The sequence below is a fragment of the Natrinema soli genome (assembly GCF_028618695.1).
Genome location: NZ_JAQIVI010000022.1, coordinates 115,149 through 141,170, shown reverse-complemented (window position 1 = coordinate 141,170; position 26,022 = coordinate 115,149). Strand labels below are relative to the sequence as shown.

Sequence of the window (26,022 nt, the reverse complement as noted above, 5' to 3'; positions counted from 1 at the left end):
GAGGGTGACCTACCCGAGTAGTCGATCAACAGGCTGCCGGACGGCGTCCACATCAGTCGTCAGGACGAGGAATGCGAATGCTCCGAACAGCACGCTGAGGTTCTTCCAGTCGGGTCCGACGTACAGTATCGCGACGAGCATCACCGGAATGAGCGACACAGCCGCGAGACGCTCACCGACGCCAGCCAGCAGCAGGAGGACCGCTCCGACTTCGATGATCCCTGCAAGAATAACCATCAGTTGCGGGGCGGGCATCCCGATTGCATCGAAGAACGAAACTGAATTTCCGTGGGTGACAAACTTGCTCAGCGCTGGTTTCGCGACGAGTGCGACAAGAACGAGACGAAGACCGATATGAACCCACTCCGGGGTCGACTGCTGTAGTGACTGAATACGATCGACAGAGGCATCTTCCATACCGAGAGATATCCAAGGACTCGGATAAGCGTAAGCGAAGCTGGTACTGAGGGAGTACTGTTTGCTAAGTCCCTTTGGATACCCGATCAGCTCAGGAACACTGACTTAGTAGCGTCATACTAATGGCTCCACATTCAGTACCGCTAGAACGAATGAGCAGAGCAACCGAAGAAGAGGAATGCGTCGCATCCTGGTGTGCCGACGACGACTGGTGTACGGTGACGTGTACAGCCCATCTCATCGGGAAGAAATGGCATCCAGTGATTGTGCACCGACTACTCGAACATGGCCCGCTCGGGTTCAATGCGCTCAAAGACGAAATCGAGTCGATCTCCAGTACCGTGCTTTCGAACAGTCTCGAAAATCTGGAAGACAACGGCCTCGTGAATCGAGCGATCGTGAGCGAGAAACCGTTCCGGGTCGAGTACTCACTGACCGATCAGGGCGCGTCGCTCGAACCCGTCATCACCGCAATGGACGCTTGGGGCGCGGACTATCTCCAAGAGAGATCGTGTCGCTAAGATCGGTCTCCGTGTGCTGAGTTCGATGGAGGACTGCTCTCGAGCGATTCCCTGACGGCTTGCTCGTCACGGTGATGCGCGTGCCGGTTTTAACCCGATCTACGGGCAGGGGATGACGGTGACTGCCCTCGAGGTGCTGGATTTTCATCATATGCTTGCGGCCGGTAGCCGAGGGGACGAAGCCCCGTGGTAGTGACTCGAGTACCAGCTCACGTTCTCGGCTTCGTCGGAAAGCTCACAACGACGGGGTGATTCGCGATGCCGTCGATCGAGTACTGATCCTGGAACAACCGCCGTCAACTCTGTTCCATCCACGAATTATGTGGCGCGTGATGAAACCAACGACGTCTGCGGTCGGCTAGCCAGAGGACGGCTATAGTAGCCATTGAAACGAGTTACACACTGATCGCAACGCTATCGTGCGAGTCAGGTATGCAGTGACTTGCAGCGGCTATTAGAGGTCAATTCGTCATGACAGCCGCTGATGGAATTGAGGCCGAGATTCTCTCGATACTGGACGCTTGATATCTACCTGCCAAATTTCTGCTGCTCTGTAGTAGTAGCGGTCAGGCCTCTCAACCGATAGCTGAAACCCATGCTAACCGCTCTATGGCTCCCTCTAACGCTCCACAAATCGGGACGTACACCTTATTTAACTAAAAGGTTAAATAATAGGCCCGCATATATTCAACTAGATGGTTGAACGAGAGCCGAACGACCTCGATCTCGACGCGATCTTCGGAGCGCTGGCGCACCCGACTCGGAGGAAGCTCATCGAGCAGTTAGCCGGCGGTCCAGAACGCGTCGGCGATCTGGCCGAGCCGCATGACATGTCCTTGGCCGCGGTCTCGAAGCATTTGCAGGTGCTCGAGGATGCGGGACTCATCGACGTCGAGCGGGACGGACGCGTGCGTCGGTGTCATCTGGATGCCGCACCGCTGAGTGACGCCTTCGGATGGCTCACCCAGTACCGCGTCTTCTGGGAGGACCGATTCGACGCGCTCGAAGACCATCTGGAGGAAGACGACCAATGACAGACGACACGGCGAATCACAACACTGTAGTCGAATCACGCGACGACCGATTGATCATCCGGCGCACGTTCAACGCACCGCGCGAGCGCGTCTGGCGGGCGTTCACCGACCCCGACGAACTCGAGCAGTGGTTCGTACCGGCGGGGATGACGGCGGAGGTACGCGCCAACGAACTCGAGCCCGGAGGCGCGATGGCGATTCACTGGACCGACGGGGAGCACCGCATCGAGAACGACGGATACTACGTCGAGGTCGTCGAGCACGAACGCCTCGTCTCGGGCGAGGAGACCGAGGACGGGGAGCTTCGTCTCACCTACGAGTTCCGCGACGTCGACGGCGGCACGGAGGTCGTTATCACCCAGGAGTTCCCGGAGTCGGTGCCCGACGGCGCAGCCGAGGGCTGGACAGGCATGCTCGACACCCTGCAGGAGGTGCTCGCATAGTCATGACCGAAATCGAAACGGACCAGACGAAGCTGACGGTCGAACCGGATACGAGGGCGATCGAGATCAGGCGAGGCTTCGACGCGCCACGCGAGCAGGTGTTCGAAGCGTACGTCGATCCGGACCGGATCCCCGACTGGTGGGGACCGAGACGCTACGAGACCATCGTCGATGAGATGGACGCGCGGCCGGGCGGCCAGTGGCGCTTCGTCAGCCGGGATGACGAAGGAAACGAGTACGGCTTCCGCGGCGTCTACCACGACGTCGTCGCTCCCGAGCGGATCGTGCAGACGTGGGAGTTCGAGGGCTCGCCGGGGGATGTCTCGCTGGAGACGGCCACGTTCGAGGACGTGGACGGCAGGACGCGGATGACGGCCCAGTCCGTCTTCCAGACGGTCGAAGCTCGGGACGCGAATGCCGAGTCGGGGATGCAAGAGGGCGCCCGCGAGACGTGGGAGCGACTGGCGGAACTGGTGGAGGAGTCGGAGACAGGGAGGGAAGCATGACCGAAACGAGCGAGACGAGTCTGACCATCCGGCGGACGTTCGACGCGCCCCGAGAGCGCGTCTGGAAGGCCTGGACCGACCCCGACGAACTGGCGCAGTGGTGGGGCCCGGCGGGATGGACGCTCTCCGCGAACGACCTCGATTTCCGCGAGGGCGGCACCTGGCACTTCTGCATGCAGGGTCCCGACGGCGAGGAGTCGTGGGGGAAGGTCATCTACGAGGAGATCGTCGAACCCGAGCGAATCGTCGCAACCGACTTCTTCGCGGACGAGGAGGGCGACCGGGTCGAGGACACGCCAGAGTTGTCGATGACGGTCGAGTTCGAAGAGCGCGACGGCGCGACGGAGGTCACGCTGACACACGAGGGCTTCCCCACGGACGAGATGATCGAGGGGGCCGAGATCGGCTGGACCGGCTCGCTCGACGAGCTCGAATCCCACCTCGAGAGGGTCGACGATCGGATGGAATCGCAGACGATGCAGAGACAGCTGACGGACGAACGCGAAAGAGAGGAACACGCCACGATGACGAAAACGGAAACCGACGAAACCGAATTCGACCCGAGCGAGTACGACACGACGATCACACGGGCGTTCGACGCCCCGCGCGAGGCGGTCTGGGAGGCCTGGACGGATCCCGAACAGGTCGCCGCGTGGTGGGGTCCGACGGACTTCACGGTGCCACGCTGCGAGCTGGACGTCCGGCCCGGCGGCGCACTCCGAATCGACATGGAGGGACCCGACGGAACCGTCTACCCGAGCGAGGGGGTCTTTGAAGCGGTCGAGGCACCCGAGCGGCTCGTGCTCGTCGACGCCGCCGGCGAGGACGACGACGGGAACTACCAGTTCGAAGTGCGCCAGACCGTCACGTTCGAGGAGCACGACGGGGAGACGACGATCACGCTCCAGGCGGAGGTCCTGGAGGCGACGGCAGACGCCGCCGAACACCTCGACGGGATGGATGAAGGCTGGAGCCAGAGCTTCGATAAGCTCGAAGGCTACCTTACCGCTTCCGGAGGTACCCCGTGAGATCCATTGTCGTCTCGGTGCACACGACGGCTAACGGGCGGATCGAGGGACCGAACCGGGTGGCGGACTGGCTGGACGAGTACGCCGTCGAACCGCTTCCCGACCAACGGGAGTTCCTGCATTCGGTCGACACGTTCGATCGGTCGAGCGTTCGGCGAATGGGCCTGGTGCAAACGAGGGTCGTCGAGGGTCCCGGCGTCACGCACCTCCACTATCGCGTCGACGGCGGGCAGGAAGAAACGGAGGGCGGCGAGTCATGACGAACGACGCGACCAGCGAATCTGACGGCGAGACTATAGAAACGAGCCTGACCATTCAGAGAACGTTCGACGCCCCGCGCGAGCGAGTGTTCCGTGCGTTCACTGACTCGGACGAACTGGAACAGTGGTTCGCCCCGGGGGACCTGCAGCCGGCGGTACACACCCTCGAACCCGAGCCCGACGGCGAACTCTCCGTGAGCTTCCTTGACGGCGGGGACCGAACCGAGATCGAGGGAACGTACGAGGACGTAGTCGAGCACGAGCGAATCGTCCACACCTGGAACTACCCCGGCGAGTCCGAAAGCCGTCTCACCGTCGAGTTTCGGGACGACGACGGTGGCTGCGAACTCGTCCTGACCCACGAGCGCATCGGCCCATCTCGGGAGTATTCCGCCGAGGAGAACGCCTACCTGTACGAGGAGGGATGGTCGAGCGCGCTCGTGAAACTGGAGGCAGTACTCCGAGGACGAGGACGAACGATGACTGAAAACACGACGGACGAAGCAGCGATCGAAACGAGCGAACGAACCATGATCGTCAGCCGCCAGTTCGACGCGCCGCGCGAGCGGGTGTTCGACGCCTGGACGGATCCCGACCAGGTGGACCGGTGGTGGGGGCCGGACGGCTTCTCGACCACGACCGACGAGATGGACGTCACGCCGGGCGGCGTCTGGGTGTTCGAGATGGTCGGTCCCGAGGGCGAGACGTTCCCGAACCGGATCGCCTATGACGAAGTCGAGCGGCCCGAGAGCCTGGCGTACACTCAGGGCTCGCCCGACGATCCCGAACAGTTCGAGGTGACGGTGACCTTCGAGGAGGAAGCCGAGGACGAGACGGAACTCGCCATGAAAATGCGCTTCCCGTCGGCGGCGGACCTCGACGACGCACTGGAGTTCGGTGCGGACGACGGCGCGGAGCAGACGCTCGGACGACTCGCCGAGCACCTGTCGCGTCTCGACGCTGCTGGCGGGGGTGAGCGCTGACGTGTCACGAGTCACTGCGAACATCTCCACGTCGCTCGACGGGTTCGTCTGCGGCCCGAACGACAGCCGCGAGAATCCACTTGGCGACGGTGGGGAGCGTCTCCACGAGTGGGTCTACGACCTGGCGAGTTGGCGCGGGATCCACGGAATCGACGGCGGCGAGACGAGCCGCGATGACGAGATCTTCGCGGCGTCGATCGAGAACGTCGGCGCGGTCGTGATGGGGCGTCGCATGTTCGACAACGACTCGGGTCCGTGGGGAGAGGATCCTTACGATGGCCACTGGGGAGAGAACCCGCCGTTCGGCGTTCCGGTGTTCGTCCTCACCCACCACGCCAGGGAGCCCCTCGAGTTGGAGGGCGGCACGACGTTCACCTTCGTCACCGACGGTATCGAGAGCGCCGTCGAAAGCGCGAAGGAGGCCGCAGGTGACGCGGACGTCTCGGTCGCCGGCGGCGGAAGCACGATCCAGCAGACCGTCGAGGCCGGGCTGCTCGACGAGCTCGAGATTCACCTCGTTCCGGTGCTGCTCGGCGACGGCGTTCGTCTGTTCGGGCGGTCGGACGTCGGCGGGATCGATCTCGAACGAACGCGAATGGTCGAATCCCCGGACGTGACGCACGTTAGATTCCGCGTCCGTGCGTGACGGTTCGGTGTCAGAAATATGAATAGTGGCAGACCCTTCAAACGATCGTAATTCATCCATGAACGACACAACATCGAACGAAGAACGACGCTCGACTGGAGCAAGTATGACCAGCGAAGTTCGGGAACCGAACGCATCGGAGTCGAAGCGAACGCGCTGGGCGGGACGGATCCTGAGCGGGTCGGCCGTGCTGTTCCTCCTCTTCAATGCCATTCCGCGCGCACTGGGCCTGTCCTGGGCCGTGGCGGTGATCGCTGATCTCGGGTATCCGGAGTACCTCGTCAGCTGGCTCGGGATCGCCCTGCTCGCGTGTACGATTCTCTACGTGATCCCGAGGACGGCCGTCCTCGGCGCGATTCTCCTCACGGGATACCTGGGCGGCGCGGCCGCCACGAACGTCCGGGTGGAGGATCCGTGGTTTCTGCTGCCGGTGTTCATTGGGGTGCTGATCTGGGGCGGACTCTACCTGCGGAACGAACGTGTCCGCGCTCTCGTCCCGCTCCAGCCGAGTAGCGGTTAACGCTGGAGCTGGTGCAAAGCCGAGAGATGACGGGAAATTCCCGTCAATCAGATATCCTGTTCGTGTCGAGACGGATCAGTGACAAATGGTATTTTAATGGCGCCGCGGGCATCACCCGTTGTTCACCCCATTAGCACCCGTTTGGAGAGTTCAGTCCATGCCATTCATCGGGCAGGAGACGGGGCAACCGATTATCACTGAATCACGTGGGGAAGAACGTTCGCTTCGATCTTCTGGAGGTGCTCGGCGACTGTCGACTGGCAGAGATTACTCTCCTCAGCGAGTTCTTGGTGAGTGACCTGGCGCGGGACCTCGTAGTAGCCACGCTCAACGGCGAGACGCAGGATCTGGCGCTGGCGGTCAGTGAGTAGCGCGTCAAGGTTGCCCAGTTCCGGGTAGTAGTCACCGATCTCCACCAGGTCCACGTCGACGATGTCGGCGAGAGAATCGAACGTCCGACGGAGCGCATCGTCTTCCCCGATGATGGTTAACTGAAGGGTGCCGTCCGTCCGGTGCTCGAACGGCCTGTCGAGCACGATCTTTGTCGATCGAAGTTCTTCGAAGAGTGTCCTGGCTGGCTCCGTCGCCTCCTCGTGGAGGTAGATAAAAACCGGGTCGGTCCCCGTGACGTCGTAGCTTAGGACGCGCGGGAGATACCTGACTCCGGATCGGATCCGGTCGGCGTCGCCGTGTAGTTCGTAGAGACCGACGAACGTCCCGTCGTCCAGTACGTCGACATGGTGGACGCGCTCGCGGGTGACGTTCGCTCGTTCGAGAAAGATCCTGGATTCCGGGTTGAATCCGTCCGTCTCCGGATCGACGACAATCGTCGCGTACCGCGTGGTCGTCTCCCGGCTGTAACAGTTAGCGCGAGTGGTCTGCGAGGATTCCATTGTGCGTACTCGGGTGCTCTGGTGGATTCACGTCGTTCGATTCTCGGAGGACGACTCGGTCGCTGGATACGTCGAAGTGGACACCCTTGGGCATCTCGAGTCGGACTAGTAAGGGACGGGATCGTACTTCAACCAACCGATTATAACCGGCAGAAACGCCAAACTCTGTGGGCACTGAGAACTCTTCGCGAGTTCCGGCTCGATTGACCGAAGACGGAACGATCGCCGCTCCAGACCCGAAGCCATGACATATTCAAGGACGAATACGACCGAACCGATCACCGTCAACAGAATCGACCGCCAGAGGAACGAGGCGAATCAGGGCTCGATCCACGACACGGAGGGGGGACAGTGACGATTGAACCACATCTCGAACACCGTGACGAGCAACCCCACGTCGGGATACTCATCGAGGCGTCGCTCTCGGAGTGGGAGCAGGTCAACGCTCTCGTTGGCGAACTCATGGGATGGCTAGAGCAACGCGGCGAGACGCTCGCCGGGGCGCCGTTCTACCGGTACGACGTGATCGGCGACGAAACTGCCCCGTTCTCCGTGATGGTCGGGATTCCGACCGATAGCTCTCTCGACGGCGACGAACGAATCCACACCGGGACCGTCCCCGAGGGGACGTACACCGTGGCGATCCACGAGGGGCATCCGGACGATCTGGGTGAATCACACGCGCGGCTCCAAGAGTGGGCCGCGGAGCAAGGACACGAACTGGCCCGCAGCGTGGACGGCGACACCGAGGTCTGGGAGGGTCGCTACGAGTTCTACCTGACCGATCCCGACGAAGAGCCGGACCCATCCGAGTGGTCCACCGAAATCGCCTACCTCGTCGAGTAGGACGACGCCGGGCTGGCTCCACGCGCCAGTGCACCGTCTACTCGAGGTTCATGAGAGACGGTCGTTCGACTGAATTGATCGTGGCCTCACCGAGACGATCGTGAACTCACGTGAATCGGTCACCCCCTGTTCGGCAGTTCGGTTGTGCTCAACGAGGACAATCGCGCCCGAATCCTCGGGCCGGTCCACTCAACCCATCTTCGGAGATATTCGGACCGTCCCGGGATCCGGCCGTTCATACCCGGCACCAGCCCCAAGTGATACTTGGGCCACTTCCGTTCGTGGCTCTGGACGGTACCCGTGACGACCCCAGGTCATCGCAACTGGCGGTCGCGGTCGACGGAACGATACTGTCGACACCCGTCAGAGGGAAATAGAACCACAGATCGGACACGTCTGTGCTTCATTCGGAGAAACAGTATCCCTCAAATATGACCATCTATCGATCGGAAGAAGGAAAGCGTGAACTCGAACACTGGTACGACATCGCCGTCGACCACCTGGAGATCAGTGTCGACGAGACACACATCGAGACGCGGTACGGATCCACGCACGTTCTCCTCGCCGGACCCGCGGACGGACCGCCGATTTTCGTCTTCCACGGCGGCAACGCCACGAACCCGATGACGCTCGCCTGGTATATCGACCTCGCCGACGAATACCGCCTGATCGCTCCGGACACCGTCGGCCACCCAGGAAAGAGCGCGGAGACGCGACTCGATCCGGAGGGTGACGAGTACGGGAAGTGGGTCGTCGACGTTCTGGACGCCTTCGACGTGGACGCCGCGCCGATGATCGGGACGTCCTACGGTGCCGGGATCATCGTTCGAACTGGCGCGTACGCACCGGATCGAATCGAATGCGCAGCACTGGTAGTCCCGGCCGGGTTCGGGACCGGACCGATCCGTCCGTTGCTGAAAGTCGGCTTGCAGAGTGTACTCTACCGCTTCGTTCCTCGAGACCGAATACTCGACTATGTGACGTCGGCGCTCGTCACAGAGGCCGAATCGGACCGACTGGCCCGGTCCACCATCGGTGCGTCTCTCCGATACGTCGAACTCGAACGCGAGATGCCCGACAGTACGGCAGCGGAACTCGCGGACTTTACCGCCCCGGTAGCGCTGCACCTGAGCGAAGCAGATCCGTTCTTCCCCCCGGAGGTGATCGTTCCTCGGGCCCGGGAGCGGCTGCCGTCGCTGTCAAACGTCGAGACGCTGCCTGGAGAACGGCACATCCTCTCGCCGTCGGCTCGGGAGGCGGTCACATCATCCATCCGCGCGTTCCTCGACGACGTGCAATGCTAGGGGCAGACGGTGGTCAGCTTTGTGAGGTACTGAGACTGCAAGCGATTCCTTCGGAATCGTCCTGTCCCCGAATCCTTCGGATTCGCTTGATCCCGAAAATCTCCGATTCTCGGACGACCCCGAGGTACTCGCCCGGCTTATCTGTAGAGTCCGTTGACCAGTCGCTCACTGAACCGCGTCCCCGACGCGAATTCGGCCTCAAGGTGGAGCGGCTGCTGGTTCATCGTCATGTCGCAGAACTGCTGGTTGTCGCGCTCGCTGATCGTCCGTCGCTTTTCGTGTTTGATCGCCTCGCCGACCTCGAACACCGCATCGTAGCGTCCTGTCATAGCTGGGAGTCAGAGGATGGTTCCGTGTTTCTTGTCGGGAAGGTCCTTCTCGACGGTCTCGTAGAAGGCGAAGCGATTGGTGAGCTCCTCGCGCAGCGAGCTCGGTGGGACGATCTCGTCGATGACAACCTCGCTGGCCATCCGGTGAACGTCGATGTCCTCGCGGTATTCCTCGCGGAGCTCTCGCTCCATCCGCTCGCGTTCCTCCTCGTCGTCGATCTCAGCGAGTTTGCGGGCGTAGACGGCGTTGATCGCCGCCTCGGGGCCCATGATCGCGATCTCGCCCGAGGGGAGGCCAATGACGCTCTCGGGGTCGTAGGCGGGGCCGGACATCGCGTAGATCCCCGCGCCGTAGGCCTTCCGGACGACGACCGACTGTTTGGGAACCGTCGCCGACGAGGTGGCGTAGATCATCTTCTTCCCCTGCTCCAGGATCCCGTCTTTCTCGACCTGTGAGCCGGCCATAAAGCCGGGCGTGTCACAGAGATACAGGAGCGGGATGTCGTAGGCGTCACAGGTCCAGATGAACTGGGCCGCCTTCTCGGCGGCGTCAGGGAATATCGCGCCCGCGCGGTGAGCGGGCTGATTGGCGACGATGCCGACCGGACGGCCGTCGATCCGGGCGAAGGTGGTGATGATCTCCGGACCGTACTCGGAGCGCAACTCGAGCGTCGATCCAGCGTCGACGATCCGGTCGATGATGTCGAACATATCGTAGCTCTTGTTGGGTTCCTGTGGAACGATCGCGTCAATTTCCGCTGGCGAGTCGACGGGTTCCCGACCGCTGGTTCGAGGCGGTTTCTCGTCGCTGTTGTTCGGGAGATAGCCGATGAGTTGCGCGACCAGTTCCCGGGCGTGCTCCTCGTCTTCGGCGATCAGGTCCGCGCTTCCGGAGTGCTGGGCGTGCACGTCCGGACCACCCAGTTCCTGGAGATCGATCTGCTCCCCGGTGACCATCTCGACCATGCGCGGACTGGCGATGGCCATCGCACTCATGTCCCGGACCATGACCGTGAAGTCCGCGAAGACGGGGGTGTAGGCCGCGCCGGCGATGCTCGGGCCGTAGAGCACGCAGATCTGTGGCACCCGGCCGGAGAGCATCGAGTGGTTGTAGTAGTACTTCCCGATGCCCTCACGGTTCGCGAAGAAGCCGGTCTGCTGGTCGATCCGGCCGCCCGAGGAGTCCATCAGGTACAGCACCGGCTTTCCCGTCTTGAGGGCGCGCTGTTGCATCCGCAGGAACTTCTCGACGCCCTTCGCGGCCATGCTCCCGCGCTTGACGGTGTAATCATTGGCCATGAAGTGGACGTCTCGGCCCTCGAACTCGGCGGCGCCCGTGATCAGGCCGTCGGCCGGCAGCCGGTCACCGGTGTCGTCGCCGTCTTCCGCATCGGTTTCCGCGCCGCTGGGATGCCAGTCGTCGAACGCCGCGAACTTCCCGTCCTCAAAGAGGAAGTCGTCGCCGAACCAGAGATCGACCCGGTCGCGGACGAACAGCTTTCCTTGCTCGGGCAGTTGCTCCTTGTACTTCTCCGGGCCGCCCTCGAGGATGTCGTCGATTTCCTCGCGCAGGGCCTCCTCGCGCGCCGTCGGTCCGAGGTCCGCGTCCGGTTCGGACTCGGCCGTCGCGTCGGACCCGCCGTCGTAGGACGCGCTGCCGAGCTCGTCGCCGCCGTCGGTGACGACGGTCACGTCGTCTCGGTACTGCGACGCCATGGCCTCGGCGATCGCCCGCGCCTGTGCTTCGGTCGCGTCGTCTGAAATTCTGATTTGCATCGTGTTCACTCCAGTGTGATGAGGGTGTCACCCATGTCGACGGAGTCACCCTCCGAGATCGGGACCGACTCGACCGTCCCGCCGGCGGCGGCGACCACGTCGTTCTCCATCTTCATCGCCTCGAGCACGCAGACGACGTCGCCGGTCACGACCTCGTCGCCCTCCTCGACGGCGACCGAGAGGATGGTCCCCTGCATCTCGGCGGTAACGGCGCCCGCGGTGGCAAGCTCGGCGTTGCCGTCCCTCGAAGACCCACCGCCGGAATCCGCTCCGGCGTCGGCACTTCCGACCGTCGTCTGTGGGATACCGTCTTCGATGACGACGTCGAATCGACGACCGTCGACCTCGACGGTGACGTCGGTCGTCGTCGACTGCGTGCCGTCGTTGCCGCTCGTCTCTGCGGGCCCCCAGCGATCGACGGCCCTCTCGAGCGCGTCGTCGTCAAGTTCCCGATCGAGGTACGTCGTGGTGTGATCGCCGGCCACGAAGGTGGCGTCGTCGAGCATCAGCCGGTGGAACGGGATGGTCGTGTTGACACCCTCGACATCGAAGTGCTTGAGCGCCCGTTTCGAGCGCTCGAGGCAGTGCTCGCGGTCGTCGCCGCTGACGATCAGTTTTGCGATCATCGAGTCGTAGTCGCCGCCGATCTCGTCGCCCTGCGCGACCGCGTGATCGAGGCGAACGCCGATGCTCGCCGGCGGTCGGTAGGTCGTCAGTTGCCCGGGCGTGGGCGCGAAGTCAGCGGCCGGGTTCTCGGCGTTGATGCGGTACTCGATCGCGTGGCCGTCGACGGCCACGTCGTCCTGGTCGAACGTGAGCTCCTCGCCGGCGGCGACCCGCAACTGCCACCGGACGATATCGATGCCGGTCACCTCCTCGCTGACGGTGTGTTCGACCTGAATGCGGGTGTTTACCTCCATAAAGTAGAACTCGCCGTCCTCGACGAGGAATTCGACGGTTCCAGCGTTCGTGTACCCGGATTCGCGGACACCCTGGCGGGCAGCTTCACCGATCTCCGCGCGCAAGTTGGCGTCGAGCGCCGGGCTCGGTGCTTCCTCGATGACCTTCTGGTGACGACGCTGCAGCGAACAGTCTCGCTCGCCGAGGTGGCGGACGTTCCCGTGACGGTCCGCGAGCGCCTGTACCTCGATATGTTTGGGCGATTCGAGGTATTTCTCGACGTAAACCGAGTCGTTGTCGAAGTACGCCTCGCCCTCGCGTTTGGCGCTCTCGAGGGCATCGTCGACTTCGGCCTCGCTGCGGACGATCTTCATCCCGCGGCCGCCACCGCCGCCTTCGGCTTTGATGGCGATAGGGTAGCCGTACTCCTCGCCAAGTGCTCGCACCTCGTCGGCGTCGTCGACCGGTTCGGTCGTCCCTGGGACGACCGGGACGCCGGCCTCCTGCATGACGGTCCGGGCTTTCGTCTTTTCACCGAGCGTCTTCATCGCGTCGCTGGGGGGGCCGACCCACGTGATGCTATCGGCTGCTTCGACGCGACGGGCAAACTCGGCGTTTTCGGCGAGGAAGCCGTAGCCGGGGTGGATCGCGTCCGCACCTGCTCGCTCGGCGACGTCGACGATCGTTTCCTGATCGAGGTACGAGTCGCTGGCGGATGCCGGGCCGACGTTGTACGCCTCGTCGGCGTACTCTACGTGGCCAGCGTCGCGGTCGGCGTCGCTGTAGACGGCCACCGTCTCACAGCCGAGTTCTTCGCACGCTGCCATCACGCGAACTGCGATTTCGCCACGATTGGCGATGAGAACTTTCTCGAACATGATCAGTAGGATTTGGGGAAGCCGAGCTGCTGGCTGATGTGGTTGTATGCCATCTGCTGGGAGACGGGAGCTAACCGCGTGAGGTTGATCTCACGCCACCAGCGCTCGACGTCGTACTCCGTCGCGTATCCCCAGCCGCCGAAGGCCTGCATCGACTGCTTGACCGCCTCGATCCCGGCGCTGACGGCCGTCGCTTTTGCGACGTTGGTCTCGTAGCCACAGTCCTCGCCGTGATCGTAGAGCCAGGCAGCTTTCTCGCGCATGAGCGCGGCCGTCTCCATCTGCGCGTAGGCCTGCGTGATGGGGAACGAGACGGCCTGATGGCTCCCGACCGGAGCACCGAACACTTCGCGGTCGTTGGCGTACTCGATAGCGGTGTCGGCGGCCAGTTTCCCGATCCCCGTCCCGGCCGCGGCGAAGCCGATGCGCTCGGGATTCAACATGTCGACGAGCGCCCACCAGCCCTCGTCTTTCGTCCCGAGCAGGTTCGCTTCGGGCACACGAACGTCCTCGATGAACACCTCGCAGGACTTCGAATAATTGATACCGTGTTTGGGGATGGGAGAGACATCGATACCGGGGTCGTCCATATCGACGATGAACAGGCTGATACCGTCGGTGCCGCGGTCGACTTCGTCGCGCGGGGTCGTACGGGTAACGAGGATCATGTTGTCCGCCCGATCGGCGAAGGTGATCCACGCCTTGTTCCCGTTGAGGACGTATTCGTCGCCGTCCTTCTCGGCACGCGTGGCGACGTTCAGCGTGTTCGTTCCCGCCTCAGGCTCGGTGATGCCGATGGAAAAGTTTCGCTCTCCGGTGGCGATGTCTGGGAGGTATCTCTCCTTCTGGGCCTCGGTGCCGTTCTCGCGGATACCGACGGTGGCCATGCCCGCGGTGAGGACCAGATACCAGGTGCCGGCCATGCCGCAGCCCTCGGCACAGAGCGTCTCCATCGCCAGCCCCATCTCCTGCATCCCCATGCCGGCTCCGTCGTACTCTTCGGGGACCAGCAGACCGTGGAAGCCGGCCTCCGCGAGTTCGTCCCAGAACCCCTGGGCGAACTCGCCGTGTTCCTCTTTCTCTCGCCAGTACTCCGGTCCGTATTCGGCCGCGACCGATTCCGCGGTCGACCGGATCATCGAACGTTCGTCCGTAGACTCGAAATTCATTGTGTGGTGTATCGAACGGATAATCGTGATCAGTTGTCTTGCGAAGCAGTCGCTTACGACGACGCCTCGGTCTCTTCCGCTGCTTCGTCCTGCAGTTCGGTTCGGCGGATCTTCCCGGTGACCGTCTTCGGAAGTTCCTCGCGGAACTCGATCTCTCGGGGGTACTCGTGAGCCGAGAGCTCGTCGCGCACGTGGTTCCTGATATCCTCCGTGAGATCCTCCGAGGGCGTCGCGCCCTCGCTGGGCACGACGTAGGCCTTCACGATGTTGCCTCGCTCCCGGTGAGGCTTGGGTACGACGGCGGCCTCGGCGACGGCCTCGTGCTCGCCCAGCGAACTCTCGACCTCGAACGGGCCGATCCGATATCCCGACGAGAGGATGACGTCGTCGGCCCGACCCTCGAACCAGAAGTAGCCGTCCTCGTCCTTGTGGGCGAGGTCACCCGAGAGGTACCACTCACCGTCAGGCCCGTCGACGAAACACGACGCGGTCTTTTCGGACTTCTGCCAGTATTCGGCGAAGAAGCAGGGGTAGTCTCCCCGCTGAGCGATCTCTCCCGTCTCGTCGGGCTCGAGCACTTCGCCGGTTTCGGGGTCGACGATGTCGGCCTCGATTCCGGGGAGCGGCTTGCCCATCGATCCGGGCCGGAGCTCCATCGTCGGATAGTTGTTGATGATCATGTTGCCCGTCTCCGTCTGGCCGTACGTGTCGAGGATGGTGACGCCGAGTTCGTCCTCACCCCACTCGACGACGCCGGCGCTGAGCGGCTCGCCGATCGAAAGCGCGTGGCGCAGGTCGAGGTCGACGTCCGCCAGCACCTCCTCTTTCTCCCGCAGCATCCGGTACGCCGTCGGGACCGAGAACAGGACGGTGATCGGGTATTCGTCGAGCAGGTCGGCCCACTCCTCCGGGTCGAACTCGCCTTCGTACGTGAACAGCGAGGCCCCCCAGAACCAGGCCCCGAGCGTGTTGATCGCGCCCGTCAGCCAGCCCAGGTCGCCGGTACTCCAGTAGAGGTCATCGGGCTGGAGGTCGACGGCGTACTTCTGGGTCGCGGCGACGCCGGCCACCCAGCGCTGTTTGTGTAGGACGCCTTTCGCCAGGCCGGTCGTCCCCGACGTGTAGTACAGCAAGGCGTCGTCCTCGCCGCCGGTCTCGGCGGCGTCGTACGCCGTGCTCGCGCCGTCGAGCGCCGTATTGAACACGACGTCGTCGGGTGGCGCACCGCCGCCGCGGTCGACGGTGATGACGTGTTCGACCGACGGCGCGTCGTCGAGCGCATCTTTGACGGTGTCGCGGTTGTCGGTCGTCGTCACGACGACTTTCGCCTCACAGTCATCGAGTCGGTAGGAAATGCCGTCCGGACCGAATCGCTCGTTGACGCTTCCCCAGACGGCGCCCCGCTTGAGCGTCCCGGTCAGCGCCACGTAGTGTTCCGGAATCCGTGGCATGTACGAGAACACGCGGTCACCCTGCTCGACGCCCAGATCCTCGAGGACGTTCGCGAACTGGCTCGAGCGGTCGGCCAGTTCCCAGAACGTCATCTTCGTAAGCTCTCCGTCGGTGTCGACCTGATAGAGCGCGACTTTCTCGCGGTCGCCGGCGTGTCGGTCGGCGACTTCGTGTGCAACGTTCAGTTCCGCCGGTGCATCCCAGTCGGCCTCCGCGTAGATCTCGTCCCACGAGAACTGCTCCCGCTCAGTCTCGTAGTCCGCAAGGTTGTGGTTAGACACCATACACCGCACCGGATCCCGTTCCCCAATATAATAGCACCGGTAAATTATGGAGTTATATCAACCACATACTATACACAACTCTCGTGATAGGGAGCGTTCTACCGATATTGTCGTGCGTAAACGGTTCCGTTTTCGTGTAGTAATATACTAGATGTGTTTTGAATTACTGTCGAGCGTCCGTATTCGCCTTCTCGTTTTCGCCACGGTTCTCATCGTCGGCTGCCCCACTATGACGTGCGTTCCACATCCGTTGAGCGACGTCACGAACGGACGACGGGAACGACTGTTCGAACGTGACTCGCGGAGCGATATACGCGTCCTCCCACCGAGGATCCCACGCTGCGTTTACGTACAGCCGGGAGCCGGTCTGCCCATCTCGTCGATATCGGGGCCGTTTCGCCGTCGGCGCTGATGATTCGCTGAAGATCCAGTCTCGAGAGGGATGTGCTTTGACCCAGATATCTCCGAGGACGCGTCCGAGTTCCCGTGGCGAGACGTCTTCGTCGACGATGACGACCGTATCGAACAGCGACGAAAACGCGAAGATAATATTGGCGAGTTGCCACTCGAACCCGGCGTAGAGTACGTTAGTAGCGACGAAACAGATCCCGAGTTCGGCCTCCACCGGTAACAGAATCCACTCGACGGGTGAGATCCCCCAGTAGTCGTTAACGCGGTCGTACAGCGTCGCCGCCGTCGCCAACCCCGTCAGTTGCAGGTCGTCGGCAAGCGGTCGCCCGACGGGCGAGAACGGGATCACCGGGTCATCGGTCGCGATTATCCGTTCGACGGACAGGGCTAACGGCGTGCTCTCGATACCGTATTCCCACGCTTCACGCCGGTCCGACTGGAAATCAGGGTGGCGATCGGCGACCGTCGTTTCGATCACTACCTCCGTCGCGCTCGGGACGAGACCGCCGTTCGTCGGGACGAGTGGAACGGTATCCGCGACACCACTGGCCTGTACCGGCACCTCGACGCATCCTCTGACGGCGAGCAGATAGGCGGCCATGATGGCTGCCGGTGGTACGCCAAGGGCGATGGAAAGCGTCCCGTCGTCTAGCAGCGACGACACTGCAACAGGAGTGCGCACTCTGAGCTTGTCGTCGCTGACGACGGCACCGTGAATCGGCGCCCAGTGGGTTCCCTCTGCCGTCGATATCGATGCCACGCCCAGCGTCAGCGAGGGCCAAACGTCCTCGGTGTCGCTCGGCAAATTCAGTCCCTGCACGCTGTCGACGGTACGTGACGCCGCCTGCTCGGCGTACGTCGGTTCTCCCCGCTCGCCTGCCGGCCCCAGTTGCGTGATCGTGTCGAGTACGGAGACGAACGATGCCTCGGGTTCCAGTCCGAGACCCAGTGCCAGCCGCGACCACGGGTACGATTCTCGACGCTGCATCTGGTCGGGTCCGCTGAACGTACCGCTAGTGAGATCGGCGCCGTCAGCCCGTTCGTACCGGAGGGCTGGTCCGCTCGCACGAAGGGCTTCCGCCGCGACGACAGCCGGTGGAACGTCGATCGGGGCCTCGAGAGTCAGCAAATCTCCATCGCTCGCCAGTCCCCGCACGTACTGCGCGAACGGGATCATCGCCACTCACCACGCTCATCGAGGAGATCGAACCGGTCCGATGACATGCCCGCGTTTACGAGCCGTTTTTGTGCTCGTTTTCGCCGTTCTTCGTCGGCCGTCCTGTCCGCTTCCGCCCCATCACTGGTCGCGTCGATGTACGCCTTCGCAGTCTTGGCTTTCGAGGTTCCCACGTCAGCACTGCCCTTTTCGTCGAGAGTCTGATAGATGTTGAGCGGAACTTTGGGCATCCGCTCGAGGCCGAACTGATGAAAGTCCGTGTCCGGGTCGGCGTCCAGCGCGATCGCCGTCAGCACGGCCCGCGAGTCGAACGGATCGACGTCAGTGTCTACGAACACGAAGAAATCGATATGGAGCATTCCCCACGTAGTGAACACGAAGTTGGCCAGTTGGTGGAGGTACCCTGGATAGGGACAGTCCGTCGCGATGACCCAGACGGTCCGAGACGTAAAGCGCCACGGAACGGCCAACTCGACATCGAAGTCAGCCGCCTGAAGACCGAGGGTCGCGTCGGGGCCGGCTGCGACGAGCTGGAGCGTGCTGCTGGAGTTCTGACCGTATCCGACGCCGGTCCCCTCGACGCAAAACGGCACTCGCGGCTCTGTCCGCCGAGTTATCGCGTCGATCGCGAACACGGGCATCGATCGCCGTGGTCCGTTCATATACCCGAAATAATCGCCGAACGGTCCTTCGTCGAGCCGTTCGTTCGGGAGTACACGGCCTTCGATGATTACCTCTGCCGTCGCCGGGACGTACAGGTCGTTGGTCTCGCACGGAACGAGGTCGACGGGCCGACCTTTCACCCCTCCCGCGAAGGCTGCTTCGCTCCGGCCCGTCGGGATCCACATCTCCGTAGTGCACTGGACAACTGGTTCGGCACCGATGACGACCGCCACCGGCATCGGCTCGTTACGAGACTCGTATTCGTAGTAATACTGATTCGGCACCTGTTCACCCCCCAGAAACAGTAGACTGGCGACTCGATTGTCGTGGATCATCATCCGATGACTCGACCAGCGCCCCCACCGCGTCTTCGAGTCCGGTGCGACGACGGTGTGGAGATTCGAATACCGCCCGCCGTCGCCCTGGTGGATGTACGGCCACGGAAGCGAGAGGAGATCGACGGCGTCCCCGGTATGAACGACCTCTTTACAGGGCGCCACGTCACGCCCGAGGACCTGTGGCTCGCGGGGCGATCGGAGTCGGTCGATAATTCGCTCGTAGTACGTTGCTCCGGTCAGGCCAGTTGGCAGCCCGAACGCCTGGGCGAGGTGATCCCACGGTCGGGTCCCCGGACCGCGGTACGGATCGCCGACGAGCGTCGCATCGACGGACGTCTCCTCGATCGACTCGAATATCGGCACTTCGCCATCCGTCTGGTTGGCGAGCATCGTGACCGCGCTCGTCTCGAGGTCCCACGATATGTCATCGCCGAACGAGACGAGAGCATCCGCGTCGTCGAGACACCGGAGGAAATCCCTGAACGAATCAACCGTCATGACTCGTTCTCTGAGAGGGCGCGTCGGAGCGGATCGGCCTCGAATTCGGTTCGAACGTTCTCGTATGCATCCAGCAGTGCAGGCTGGTTCTCCGCGAGATACTGAAACGATATCTCCCGGAGGGCTTCAGCAGTCGAGTTGTACTGGCCGGATTCGACGAGATACCGAAGCACTACTTTGAGGTCATCCGACCGAGTGTTGACGATGTTCGAGGTCGTTTCTTGATCGTTTGCGAGCCGACGAAGGAAATCCTCGTTGATACCCGCCGAGTCGATCTCGTCTATGAGTTCGATGTGCAGTTCCTTGCTGACGTTTTCGTGTGGTCCAGTGACGACAGTCAGTGGATGTGGATCAGTGAGGTCGTCGGGTTCACGAGCGATCCGTACTCGAGCCTCGAAGATCCGCTTCGTCTCTGCGTCGGTTATCTGGAGTGTCGTTTCTGTACGCTCGTCGCCAGGCAGATTCTCCTCTGCTGTAATGTAGTGGTTCGACATGGCCTCCCCGTATCATTTCCACGGCCCGCGTCTCGTGGTTTCACGAGCCAGTGATCATCTTCATTCTCCTTCTCTCCTTAAAGCGGACGGTTCAGCCGGCTGTGGAAACGATATCTCGACGGACGTTCACTGCTGTCTCGAACGTGAACATGACACGAAGGTTGGACCGCAGGTCGTCCGCGTTTCGGCGGGCGACTGCGGTCCGTTGCCGCAGACACCGGCTTCCAGGGCTGTCATACCAAATACTAATTCCTGCTCCGTCAACGTTGTGCAGAGCGTTCGATAGACTTGCTATGGCCGTCTGGTGAGTGTTTCTCAATCTCTCTGTTTCACTGCTCCCGACTAACGGTGCTGGAGGGAGTGATGCCTCGTGCTTCGACCGTAGTCACGCCTCGAAGCACTGTACGTATCATCTCACCGAATAGGTCTCCGTTTCCCTATATTTCATTACATATGTGTAGCACCATAAGCTTATGATGTATACCTCCGACATCTCGATTATGCCTGAAAAGAGGTCTCTCGAGCAAGGATCTGCCGGCGGCTCTACAGCGTCTGATCGTCACGATCTACCGTACCAGCGGGCCGGATCGATCGATAGTGAGACCATACGACATCTCGGCTGGTTTGCGGTCGTTGTGGTGGCACTTCCAACGCTGGTCGCCGTTCCGATGCTTCTCGGAGTCCTTGATAGTGCCGTGTTAGGAATGCTCACGCCCGTGATGGCGTGGGTTCCGACGGTCATCCTGTTCGGTCTTCACCGGCTCAACCGGCGTGATGAGTCATTCCTCAATGTCGCGGCTATCAAACCGGTCCGGCCAGTACGTCCCATCATCGTCACGAGTCTCTTCGTGATTGTGGCGTTGTGCGTGCTTCCCGTTCTTACGGAGGCACTCGCAGTTCTCTTTGGGCTAAAGTCGGTCGCCGTCTCGTCGGATGCGTGGGCGTTACTCCCAGCAATTCCGTTGTTTGTCCTCGCGTACGCCGTCCTTGCGGCCGGCGAGGAATTCGCCTGGCGTGGGTATATTCAGACGCTGCTCGCGCCGTGGGGGTATTGGCGTTCGAGTGCAGCGATCGGTGCGTTCTGGTCGCTCTGGCATATTCCATTCTCAATCGGCTATGTGGTCTCGGGCGATATGCTCGTCCGCGATCTAGTCTCGACGTCGGTGAACCTCTTTCTGGCTGCGTTCGTCCTCAGCGGGGTCCGGTATCTCTCGGCATCTGTCTGGCCCGCTGTAGTCGGTCACTCCCTTTTCAACACGGTCCTGGTATTCGTATACTCGAACTTCACGACGACTATCGGTTCGAGCGCGGACATGACGTTCTGGGCGTATACGGGAATGAGTTGGCTCGTCTGGCTCGTGCTGATCGCGATAACTGCGCAGGCGGTCCGCCGCCGCACCCAGGTGACCCCGTAACCGCACGGAAGCATGCTAAGACATACACGTCTTTCGAAGACGGCAGTGAGAAACCGCTTTGATTCCCGATCGAGAAAGCCGGGAGCCCACAAGGCCCGTTGGTGAGTCGAGTGCGATTGTCAACGTGATTGTTTCATCACTTCATTTAGATATTCAGATAGTATAGTCGTCGTGGGATAATACGTAGTTTAACTAGATCGAGACTCTAAAAAAGAGGATTTCAATAGAGCCGGATCGGTCGCTCTGGGCGTTGAACCGCTTGTTCACCATCGTGGATCAACACCGAAGGCAGTTGCGCACAACGCCTTCATTCGAACGAACGGCTACACGCAACGCTGGATGGCCGAAGCGTTCTACTCAAATTCCCCATGTTGGGGATCCCCCTGCCTTTGGGCAGGTGGAGGATGTCAAATTTGCGATTACCAACAGTGAGAAGATCACCGCGAAGCCATGATCGCACCACCCCACCGCATTTTCAATAGAGCAGGAAGTTCCGTCCTCACCAAGCGAGAGCCGGGGAGGGCCGAGCGCGGGAGGGCGGAGGTGTTCAGAATCAGGATTGCCTCTGAACGTATTCCACTTCAACGTCTACCTGTTTTCCCTCAACAACCGGTCCCATTCCGGGTAGATCGAAGGCGGGAGGGATGTACACGTTTGCCTGCTCTTCGAGCGTCTGGGCAAGCGGCGGTGGATCAGTATCCGGCGAGATCCCAACGGTTACGATAATCCGTTCTGGTTGTTGGAACGGCAACGGATCGGTATACTGGACTTCTACGTCGATCAGGTCGAGATCTTCATAGGAAGTGTCAATAAGAGCGGACACATCCTCGGTAGCCTGAGTTTCAAACATTGCTGTCCGGTATGAATCGTATGTCACTACGGTGAGAAAGCTCGACAAAATGACGATACCAATAACGAGGTAAATAACCCGCTGTTTAGTCGCTCGCGTAGCTGATTCAATCTGGAACCACTCTTCGGGTTGATACCCTTGATACCAGAGAACACCGAGAGCTGTGAGATTGATTGTGAATATATTAACTAACACCAATACGGACGCGCTGAGAGCGATTCGAGGCAACCCGAAGGCGATACCGATCCCGATGACCGCAAGCGGTGGCACAAGTGCTGCGGCGATCATCACCCCAACAACGACCGTAGATGCCCCCGTTGCCAGGCTCCAGGCCCCCGCAATCCCCGCTCCAAGTGCAACGACCAGTGAAAGGAAATCAGGGCGAATACGCCCTTGAATCTCATCAATGCCGAGAATGTCTATCCCCGGCGGCAAGAGGCTTGTAGCCTGTGCAATGGACGCAAAGATCACTGCAGCGATGACAGCAACGATGAGACCAACTGCTTGATATTTAACACCACGGCGAAACAGTTCTGATTCGTCTAATACTGAGGCGACGCTTGATCCGATTGCCGGGCCTAAGAGTGGCGCGATCACCATCGATCCGACGACGACAGCCGGCGAATTTACAAGGAGACCGGCTGTCGCGACGACAGTACTCAAAACCAGTAATAGGATGTATGTGCTGAATGCCGGCATCATCTCCCGTGCTCGCGCCAAGAGCTCGTCACGCCCAATACGGTCGCGGGTCCGCCGGCGATGTCCATACCGCTCTTCGAGTTCTTCGAATTGATGTGAAACGACGGTTTCGGCCTTCACAACGACCGTGTAGGTATCTTCTTTCAGTCCGGTACTCCGAAGCCGATCTAACACCGGTTCGATTGCGGGCGTTGGGAGCGGGAAGGAGATGATCATGTCGGGAGGACGATGGCTTGCTTCTTCGACGAGGACGTAGTCGATATTTTCGTCCTCAAGCACTTCGACGATAGCGTCTCGCTTTTTGGCGGGAAACATGATCTCAACGATCCTCATGACTCGTCACCGTGTTGGGTCAGATTCGATGCCATATAGTGAATAATGACTCTTACCGTGAGGCAATGCAATCGGTGGTAAAAGATGTCCTCATTTAGAGTGCTGATCACAACTCGGCTAATTTCGGTGACGCTCGCTGTAGAATCCGTATTGGAGGTGAGGATCCCCCGGTGAGACAGAACGTCTAGGAGCAGATCCAGAGTATCAGACAGTAGTGGTCTCATTGTATGATGATCGTGAGTTCATCAACAACGTGCTTTCCAATGCGAACGGAGAATATACGTTTCTGTCCGGAGACGAGTTCCCACTTGGCGTGATCTCAGTCCGATACCAGCTGCTACTTGACGAACTCTGAATCCCCCACCTATCACAGAATGCGGTGATACTCTCGGGGCGTACCTACGTAGCCACTCAAACTGGTTAAAATTACACCATTCTTAACAGGATTTAGAGATCACCATCAAAACATACGTTCATGGTTTCTCGTCTCCGCTGTGAACGGAACATTGAGGAACTGCAGGCGCTTCCTCCTGACCTGATTACAAGCGAGCGCGAGGAAGCCTTCTCCCGGAGTAAAGACGACAATATTGAGGGTTGCTCCAAGTATCTTGAAGGGGTCATTGAAGGGTCGGATACCCCGGAGAAGTGAGTCTCGCCCCGTCACTAAGTAATACATAGTATATCCTCCGCTCACAACGAGAAACAGTATCTTAGGCGTTCAGTCCGACACTGTCATCAACATCTGGTATATCGGGCTCGCCACTAACTGTATCAGGGGAAGAGAGCACGACGTTAATAACGGCGCCAAACAGAATCAGAATCCCAGCGAAGTAGAGCCACGTGACGAAAACGAGGACGCCGCCGACGGTACCGTAGGCCTCGTAATGAGCCGCGTTTGCCGCATACAGCTGAAACCCACCTTGAAGGACAAGCCATCCGACAGCCGCGAATGCCACCCCAGGAATAACCTCACGAACAGTGACTTGGATCGGTGGCAGGCGGTGATACATCGGCAGAAAGGCGAAGAATAGGCCAACAAGCAACACGACTGTACTCAACAGTCGAGCAAAGGGAACCTGTCCCCCCTGAACTCTGATGATGATTCCCAGCGCGACCATGAGCGTCAGCGCAAGAGCCACCGCGAGGATCATAACGACCCCATCGAGAATGTGATCGACGATCGAATCTTCTTCTGTCGTCCCGTAGACGATGTCAAATGCCTGGCCCAGTGCTCGAAAGACCTTCAGACCACCCCAAACCCCTACTACCAGTGCAAGCACGGTCGCTTCCGCTCGACCGGATTCCGTGGTTAACACGTCCGTTAGAAGTTCGTCACCAGCCGCAGGCATGGCGTCCCCTGCCGTCTCAATCAGCCGCTCAGCCAGATCTGCACCCCCGACGATTGAGCCGATTACGAGCCCAAGTATGACGAGGGGAATAAGTGAGACGAACGCATAGTAGGCGAACCCCGCTGCCAATAAAGTAATGTCCCGGTCCTGGGCCATCTCATGAATTGCCGTGAGTGTCTCTTTGTCCATACTCTATTCTAGATCCTTCAAATAATAAAAGTTGGACATACACTCACTCCATTTTGCCTCTCGTCCCAAGAAATGTGAAATGTATAACTACTGTCGTCCTGTCCCCACTTGAGGAGCTCCCGCTTGTGAACCGCTTCGGGGTCAAGCCCCGAGGCACTCAGCCTACTCCGCCTGTAGATCTATTCGAAAAGGAATCGTCTTCCCCTGTGAGCAGCATCGAATCTTATTGTTTCCATATTGGACTTTTCTTCGAGGTGGTACAGCATTTGTGGTCTTGTGATTTGGTATACCCTGACTCGGAAAATTCAAACTATTGGCGTCGCTATGTGGGGCTGGAAATTGAAAAGAAATAATAATGAATTTTGAATTGTCGTTATTACAGATAGATGTCATCGATTCGGACGCACTTATCGCAAGTGCGGTCGCAGCGCTTCGGTTTATCGCCGCATTCGGTGTGATCTGGCTGGCCGGTCGATTCGTTGGAGTCCCCCTCGTAGAACAAGCGCTTAACAAACGGGGATTGGACGCACACGTCCGTAATCCATTACTGATGCTCACAAGGTTTGGTATCCTCTTTCTTGGAGTTGCAATTGCGTTCGGTTTCGCTGGCTACGGCAATTTCCTGGTATCATTAGCTGGCATTACTGCAGCTGGAGCACTTGCAGTCGGGTTTGCATTGCAGAACGTCATCGCAAACTTTGTTGCGGGAGTGTTCATCTATATTGATAAGCCGTTCCGCGTTGGTAATTGGATTGAATGGGACGGCGGCGATTACTCGGGCGTCGTCGAAGATATTTCTCTACGCGTTACTCGTGTCCGTACATTTGACAACGAACTGTTGACAGTCCCCAACTCTACGCTTACTGAAGGAGTGATAAAAAACCCTGTTGACGGAGACAAGCTCCGGCTGAAGTTCGTCTTCGGAATCGGCTATAATGACGATATTCAGGAAGCGACCGATATTATCATTGACGAAGCTAGAAGAAATTCTGAAATTATGGACGACCCCGCTCCTTCCGTCCGCCTGACCGAACTCAATGATTCTGATGTGGGCCTCCAGTCGCGAATTTGGATTGCTAATCCATCGAGAGCAGACTTCGTGCGTACCAAGGGAGAGTACATCACAGCAGTTAAACAGCGGTTCGATGAGGAGGGAATTGATATCCCCTACCCAGTCCGAACGCTTGAAGGGGACCTCGAGCTTGCCGATCGGAAAACTGTCGCTGAAGCGGCTTAACGACGACGCTGCTGTGGGATCCTTCAGTTTAAGTTGATAAATATCGTCTTGTATGTGAGAATATAATCAGGACGGCACTGCTAGTGGGCCATCCAGTAAGGTCCTACCCGGTCACGTAGCGAGTCTCACGGCAGACACGAGGAGGGGAGCACTCCGCTGCCAAGAGTCGCCCCCATCTAT

General features: G+C 60.3%; 25 protein-coding genes and 3 pseudogenes. 16 read left to right on the top strand and 12 right to left on the bottom strand.

Annotated elements, in window-relative coordinates:
- Positions 1–9: 9 nt before the first annotated feature.
- Entirely contained in the window at positions 10–417 is a 408-nt protein-coding gene (locus PGX04_RS01880) for a DoxX family protein (RefSeq protein ID WP_273736963.1), read from the bottom strand.
- Between the two features lie 152 nt (positions 418–569).
- Between PGX04_RS01880 and PGX04_RS01875 the strand changes: the two genes are divergently transcribed.
- The 9 genes from PGX04_RS01875 to PGX04_RS01835 all read left to right on the top strand — a co-directional run bounded on the left by PGX04_RS01875 (position 570) and on the right by PGX04_RS01835 (position 6,358).
- Complete coding sequence (locus PGX04_RS01875) at positions 570–938, top strand: winged helix-turn-helix transcriptional regulator (RefSeq protein WP_273736962.1); 369 nt, start codon at positions 570–572, stop codon at positions 936–938.
- A gap of 695 nt (positions 939–1,633) precedes the next feature.
- Positions 1,634–1,972 (top strand): ArsR/SmtB family transcription factor, encoded by a 339-nt coding sequence (locus tag PGX04_RS01870; protein ID WP_273736961.1) that lies wholly within the window; start codon positions 1,634–1,636, stop codon positions 1,970–1,972.
- Positions 1,969–2,415 carry an SRPBCC family protein gene (locus PGX04_RS01865; protein WP_273736960.1) on the top strand — a complete coding sequence of 149 codons (447 nt, stop codon included), beginning with the start codon at positions 1,969–1,971 and terminating at the stop codon, positions 2,413–2,415. Before PGX04_RS01870 ends, PGX04_RS01865 begins: the two co-directional genes overlap by 4 nt.
- Before the next feature lie 2 nt (positions 2,416–2,417).
- Positions 2,418–2,921: an SRPBCC family protein gene (locus PGX04_RS01860; protein WP_273736959.1), complete on the top strand. Its 504-nt coding sequence runs from the start codon at positions 2,418–2,420 to the stop codon at positions 2,919–2,921.
- Positions 2,918–3,949, top strand: a complete 1,032-nt coding sequence (locus tag PGX04_RS01855) for an SRPBCC family protein (RefSeq protein WP_273736958.1) — start codon at positions 2,918–2,920, stop codon at positions 3,947–3,949. Before PGX04_RS01860 ends, PGX04_RS01855 begins: the two co-directional genes overlap by 4 nt.
- The gene (locus PGX04_RS01850) at positions 3,946–4,209 is read left to right on the top strand and encodes a hypothetical protein (protein WP_273736957.1); all 264 of its coding nucleotides are present in this window, start codon (positions 3,946–3,948) and stop codon (positions 4,207–4,209) included. Before PGX04_RS01855 ends, PGX04_RS01850 begins: the two co-directional genes overlap by 4 nt.
- On the top strand, positions 4,206–5,192 hold the full coding sequence (locus PGX04_RS01845; RefSeq protein ID WP_273736955.1) for an SRPBCC family protein: 987 nt from the start codon (positions 4,206–4,208) through the stop codon (positions 5,190–5,192). The genes PGX04_RS01850 and PGX04_RS01845 overlap by 4 nt, the downstream gene beginning before the upstream one ends.
- A 1-nt stretch (position 5,193) precedes the next feature.
- On the top strand, positions 5,194–5,838 hold the full coding sequence (locus tag PGX04_RS01840; protein WP_273736954.1) for a dihydrofolate reductase family protein: 645 nt from the start codon (positions 5,194–5,196) through the stop codon (positions 5,836–5,838).
- A gap of 106 nt (positions 5,839–5,944) precedes the next feature.
- Positions 5,945–6,358: a DoxX family protein gene (locus PGX04_RS01835; protein WP_273736953.1), complete on the top strand. Its 414-nt coding sequence runs from the start codon at positions 5,945–5,947 to the stop codon at positions 6,356–6,358.
- 194 nt (positions 6,359–6,552) lie between these two features.
- Here the strand turns inward: PGX04_RS01835 and PGX04_RS01830 are convergent, their stop codons facing one another.
- Positions 6,553–7,251, bottom strand: coding sequence for a helix-turn-helix domain-containing protein (locus PGX04_RS01830; protein ID WP_273736952.1), 699 nt, complete (start codon positions 7,249–7,251; stop codon positions 6,553–6,555).
- A 351-nt stretch (positions 7,252–7,602) separates the two neighbouring features.
- On the opposite strand from PGX04_RS01830, the gene PGX04_RS01825 reads away from it, so the two are divergent.
- Both PGX04_RS01825 and PGX04_RS01820 read left to right on the top strand, forming a co-directional pair.
- Positions 7,603–8,097, top strand: a complete 495-nt coding sequence (locus PGX04_RS01825; protein ID WP_273736951.1) for a GyrI-like domain-containing protein — start codon at positions 7,603–7,605, stop codon at positions 8,095–8,097.
- A 431-nt stretch (positions 8,098–8,528) separates the two neighbouring features.
- Positions 8,529–9,401, top strand: coding sequence for an alpha/beta fold hydrolase (locus tag PGX04_RS01820; RefSeq protein ID WP_273736950.1), 873 nt, complete (start codon positions 8,529–8,531; stop codon positions 9,399–9,401).
- Between the two features lie 143 nt (positions 9,402–9,544).
- On the opposite strand, the pseudogene PGX04_RS01815 reads toward PGX04_RS01820, so the two are convergent.
- From PGX04_RS01815 to PGX04_RS01780, 8 genes and pseudogenes are all read right to left on the bottom strand, one after another.
- A pseudogene (locus PGX04_RS01815) lies at positions 9,545–9,730 on the bottom strand (MaoC/PaaZ C-terminal domain-containing protein); the annotation flags it as partial.
- Positions 9,731–9,739: 9 nt separating this feature from the next.
- Entirely contained in the window at positions 9,740–11,506 is a 1,767-nt protein-coding gene (locus tag PGX04_RS01810; RefSeq protein ID WP_273736949.1) for an acyl-CoA carboxylase subunit beta, read from the bottom strand.
- A 5-nt stretch (positions 11,507–11,511) separates the two neighbouring features.
- Positions 11,512–13,284, bottom strand: coding sequence for an acetyl-CoA carboxylase biotin carboxylase subunit (locus tag PGX04_RS01805; protein WP_273736948.1), 1,773 nt, complete (start codon positions 13,282–13,284; stop codon positions 11,512–11,514).
- 2 nt (positions 13,285–13,286) lie between these two features.
- Positions 13,287–14,453, bottom strand: a complete 1,167-nt coding sequence (locus PGX04_RS01800; RefSeq protein WP_273736947.1) for an acyl-CoA dehydrogenase family protein — start codon at positions 14,451–14,453, stop codon at positions 13,287–13,289.
- 53 nt (positions 14,454–14,506) lie between these two features.
- Positions 14,507–16,189 (bottom strand): acetate--CoA ligase, encoded by a 1,683-nt coding sequence (locus tag PGX04_RS01795; protein ID WP_273736946.1) that lies wholly within the window; start codon positions 16,187–16,189, stop codon positions 14,507–14,509.
- Positions 16,190–16,352: 163 nt separating this feature from the next.
- Positions 16,353–17,777 (bottom strand): UbiD family decarboxylase domain-containing protein, encoded by a 1,425-nt coding sequence (locus tag PGX04_RS01790; protein WP_273736945.1) that lies wholly within the window; start codon positions 17,775–17,777, stop codon positions 16,353–16,355.
- Positions 17,774–19,276, bottom strand: a complete 1,503-nt coding sequence (locus PGX04_RS01785) for a UbiD family decarboxylase (RefSeq protein WP_273736944.1) — start codon at positions 19,274–19,276, stop codon at positions 17,774–17,776. Before PGX04_RS01785 ends, PGX04_RS01790 begins: the two co-directional genes overlap by 4 nt.
- Positions 19,273–19,770 (bottom strand): ubiD operon protein, encoded by a 498-nt coding sequence (locus PGX04_RS01780; RefSeq protein WP_273736943.1) that lies wholly within the window; start codon positions 19,768–19,770, stop codon positions 19,273–19,275. The genes PGX04_RS01785 and PGX04_RS01780 overlap by 4 nt, the downstream gene beginning before the upstream one ends.
- Before the next feature lie 251 nt (positions 19,771–20,021).
- Between PGX04_RS01780 and PGX04_RS01775 the strand changes: the two are divergent.
- From PGX04_RS01775 to PGX04_RS34065, 3 genes and pseudogenes are all read left to right on the top strand, one after another.
- Positions 20,022–20,177 (top strand): annotated as a pseudogene (locus PGX04_RS01775) (IS5/IS1182 family transposase); the annotation flags it as partial.
- A gap of 231 nt (positions 20,178–20,408) precedes the next feature.
- Complete coding sequence (locus tag PGX04_RS01770; protein WP_273736942.1) at positions 20,409–21,185, top strand: CPBP family intramembrane glutamic endopeptidase; 777 nt, start codon at positions 20,409–20,411, stop codon at positions 21,183–21,185.
- A 240-nt stretch (positions 21,186–21,425) separates the two neighbouring features.
- Positions 21,426–21,551: pseudogene (locus PGX04_RS34065) on the top strand (IS5/IS1182 family transposase); the annotation flags it as partial.
- A gap of 187 nt (positions 21,552–21,738) precedes the next feature.
- On the opposite strand, the gene PGX04_RS01760 reads toward PGX04_RS34065, so the two are convergent.
- On the bottom strand, positions 21,739–23,067 hold the full coding sequence (locus PGX04_RS01760) for a TIGR00341 family protein (protein ID WP_273736941.1): 1,329 nt from the start codon (positions 23,065–23,067) through the stop codon (positions 21,739–21,741).
- Between the two features lie 475 nt (positions 23,068–23,542).
- Here PGX04_RS01760 and PGX04_RS01755 point away from each other — a divergent pair, with 475 nt between their 5' ends.
- Complete coding sequence (locus PGX04_RS01755) at positions 23,543–23,716, top strand: hypothetical protein (RefSeq protein ID WP_273736940.1); 174 nt, start codon at positions 23,543–23,545, stop codon at positions 23,714–23,716.
- Between the two features lie 61 nt (positions 23,717–23,777).
- Here the strand turns inward: PGX04_RS01755 and PGX04_RS01750 are convergent, their stop codons facing one another.
- Positions 23,778–24,605 carry a YihY/virulence factor BrkB family protein gene (locus PGX04_RS01750; RefSeq protein ID WP_273736939.1) on the bottom strand — a complete coding sequence of 276 codons (828 nt, stop codon included), beginning with the start codon at positions 24,603–24,605 and terminating at the stop codon, positions 23,778–23,780.
- A gap of 355 nt (positions 24,606–24,960) precedes the next feature.
- On the opposite strand from PGX04_RS01750, the gene PGX04_RS01745 reads away from it, so the two are divergent.
- Complete coding sequence (locus tag PGX04_RS01745) at positions 24,961–25,842, top strand: mechanosensitive ion channel family protein (RefSeq protein ID WP_273736938.1); 882 nt, start codon at positions 24,961–24,963, stop codon at positions 25,840–25,842.
- The last annotated feature ends 180 nt before the right edge of the window (positions 25,843–26,022 follow it).

Bases quoted from the DNA above. Each gene is read 5' to 3' on its own strand.
- PGX04_RS01835 (WP_273736953.1), top strand. From the start codon at position 5,945: ATGACCAGCGAAGTTCGGGAACCGAACGCATCGGAGTCGAAGCGAACG.
- PGX04_RS01845 (WP_273736955.1), top strand. From the start codon at position 4,206: ATGACGAACGACGCGACCAGCGAATCTGACGGCGAGACTATAGAAACG.
- PGX04_RS01880 (WP_273736963.1), bottom strand. From the start codon at position 417: ATGGAAGATGCCTCTGTCGATCGTATTCAGTCACTACAGCAGTCGACC.
- PGX04_RS01865 (WP_273736960.1), top strand. From the start codon at position 1,969: ATGACAGACGACACGGCGAATCACAACACTGTAGTCGAATCACGCGAC.
- PGX04_RS01860 (WP_273736959.1), top strand. From the start codon at position 2,418: ATGACCGAAATCGAAACGGACCAGACGAAGCTGACGGTCGAACCGGAT.
- PGX04_RS01795 (WP_273736946.1), bottom strand. From the start codon at position 16,189: ATGGTGTCTAACCACAACCTTGCGGACTACGAGACTGAGCGGGAGCAG.
- PGX04_RS01800 (WP_273736947.1), bottom strand. From the start codon at position 14,453: ATGAATTTCGAGTCTACGGACGAACGTTCGATGATCCGGTCGACCGCG.
- PGX04_RS01780 (WP_273736943.1), bottom strand. From the start codon at position 19,770: ATGTCGAACCACTACATTACAGCAGAGGAGAATCTGCCTGGCGACGAG.
- PGX04_RS01790 (WP_273736945.1), bottom strand. From the start codon at position 17,777: ATGATCCCGTTCGCGCAGTACGTGCGGGGACTGGCGAGCGATGGAGAT.
- PGX04_RS01875 (WP_273736962.1), top strand. From the start codon at position 570: ATGAGCAGAGCAACCGAAGAAGAGGAATGCGTCGCATCCTGGTGTGCC.
- PGX04_RS01830 (WP_273736952.1), bottom strand. From the start codon at position 7,251: ATGGAATCCTCGCAGACCACTCGCGCTAACTGTTACAGCCGGGAGACG.
- PGX04_RS01785 (WP_273736944.1), bottom strand. From the start codon at position 19,276: ATGACGGTTGATTCGTTCAGGGATTTCCTCCGGTGTCTCGACGACGCG.
- PGX04_RS01805 (WP_273736948.1), bottom strand. From the start codon at position 13,284: ATGTTCGAGAAAGTTCTCATCGCCAATCGTGGCGAAATCGCAGTTCGC.
- PGX04_RS01820 (WP_273736950.1), top strand. From the start codon at position 8,529: ATGACCATCTATCGATCGGAAGAAGGAAAGCGTGAACTCGAACACTGG.
- PGX04_RS01870 (WP_273736961.1), top strand. From the start codon at position 1,634: ATGGTTGAACGAGAGCCGAACGACCTCGATCTCGACGCGATCTTCGGA.
- PGX04_RS01755 (WP_273736940.1), top strand. From the start codon at position 23,543: ATGGTTTCTCGTCTCCGCTGTGAACGGAACATTGAGGAACTGCAGGCG.
- PGX04_RS01750 (WP_273736939.1), bottom strand. From the start codon at position 24,605: ATGGACAAAGAGACACTCACGGCAATTCATGAGATGGCCCAGGACCGG.
- PGX04_RS01745 (WP_273736938.1), top strand. From the start codon at position 24,961: ATGAATTTTGAATTGTCGTTATTACAGATAGATGTCATCGATTCGGAC.
- PGX04_RS01760 (WP_273736941.1), bottom strand. From the start codon at position 23,067: ATGAGGATCGTTGAGATCATGTTTCCCGCCAAAAAGCGAGACGCTATC.
- PGX04_RS01855 (WP_273736958.1), top strand. From the start codon at position 2,918: ATGACCGAAACGAGCGAGACGAGTCTGACCATCCGGCGGACGTTCGAC.
- PGX04_RS01810 (WP_273736949.1), bottom strand. From the start codon at position 11,506: ATGCAAATCAGAATTTCAGACGACGCGACCGAAGCACAGGCGCGGGCG.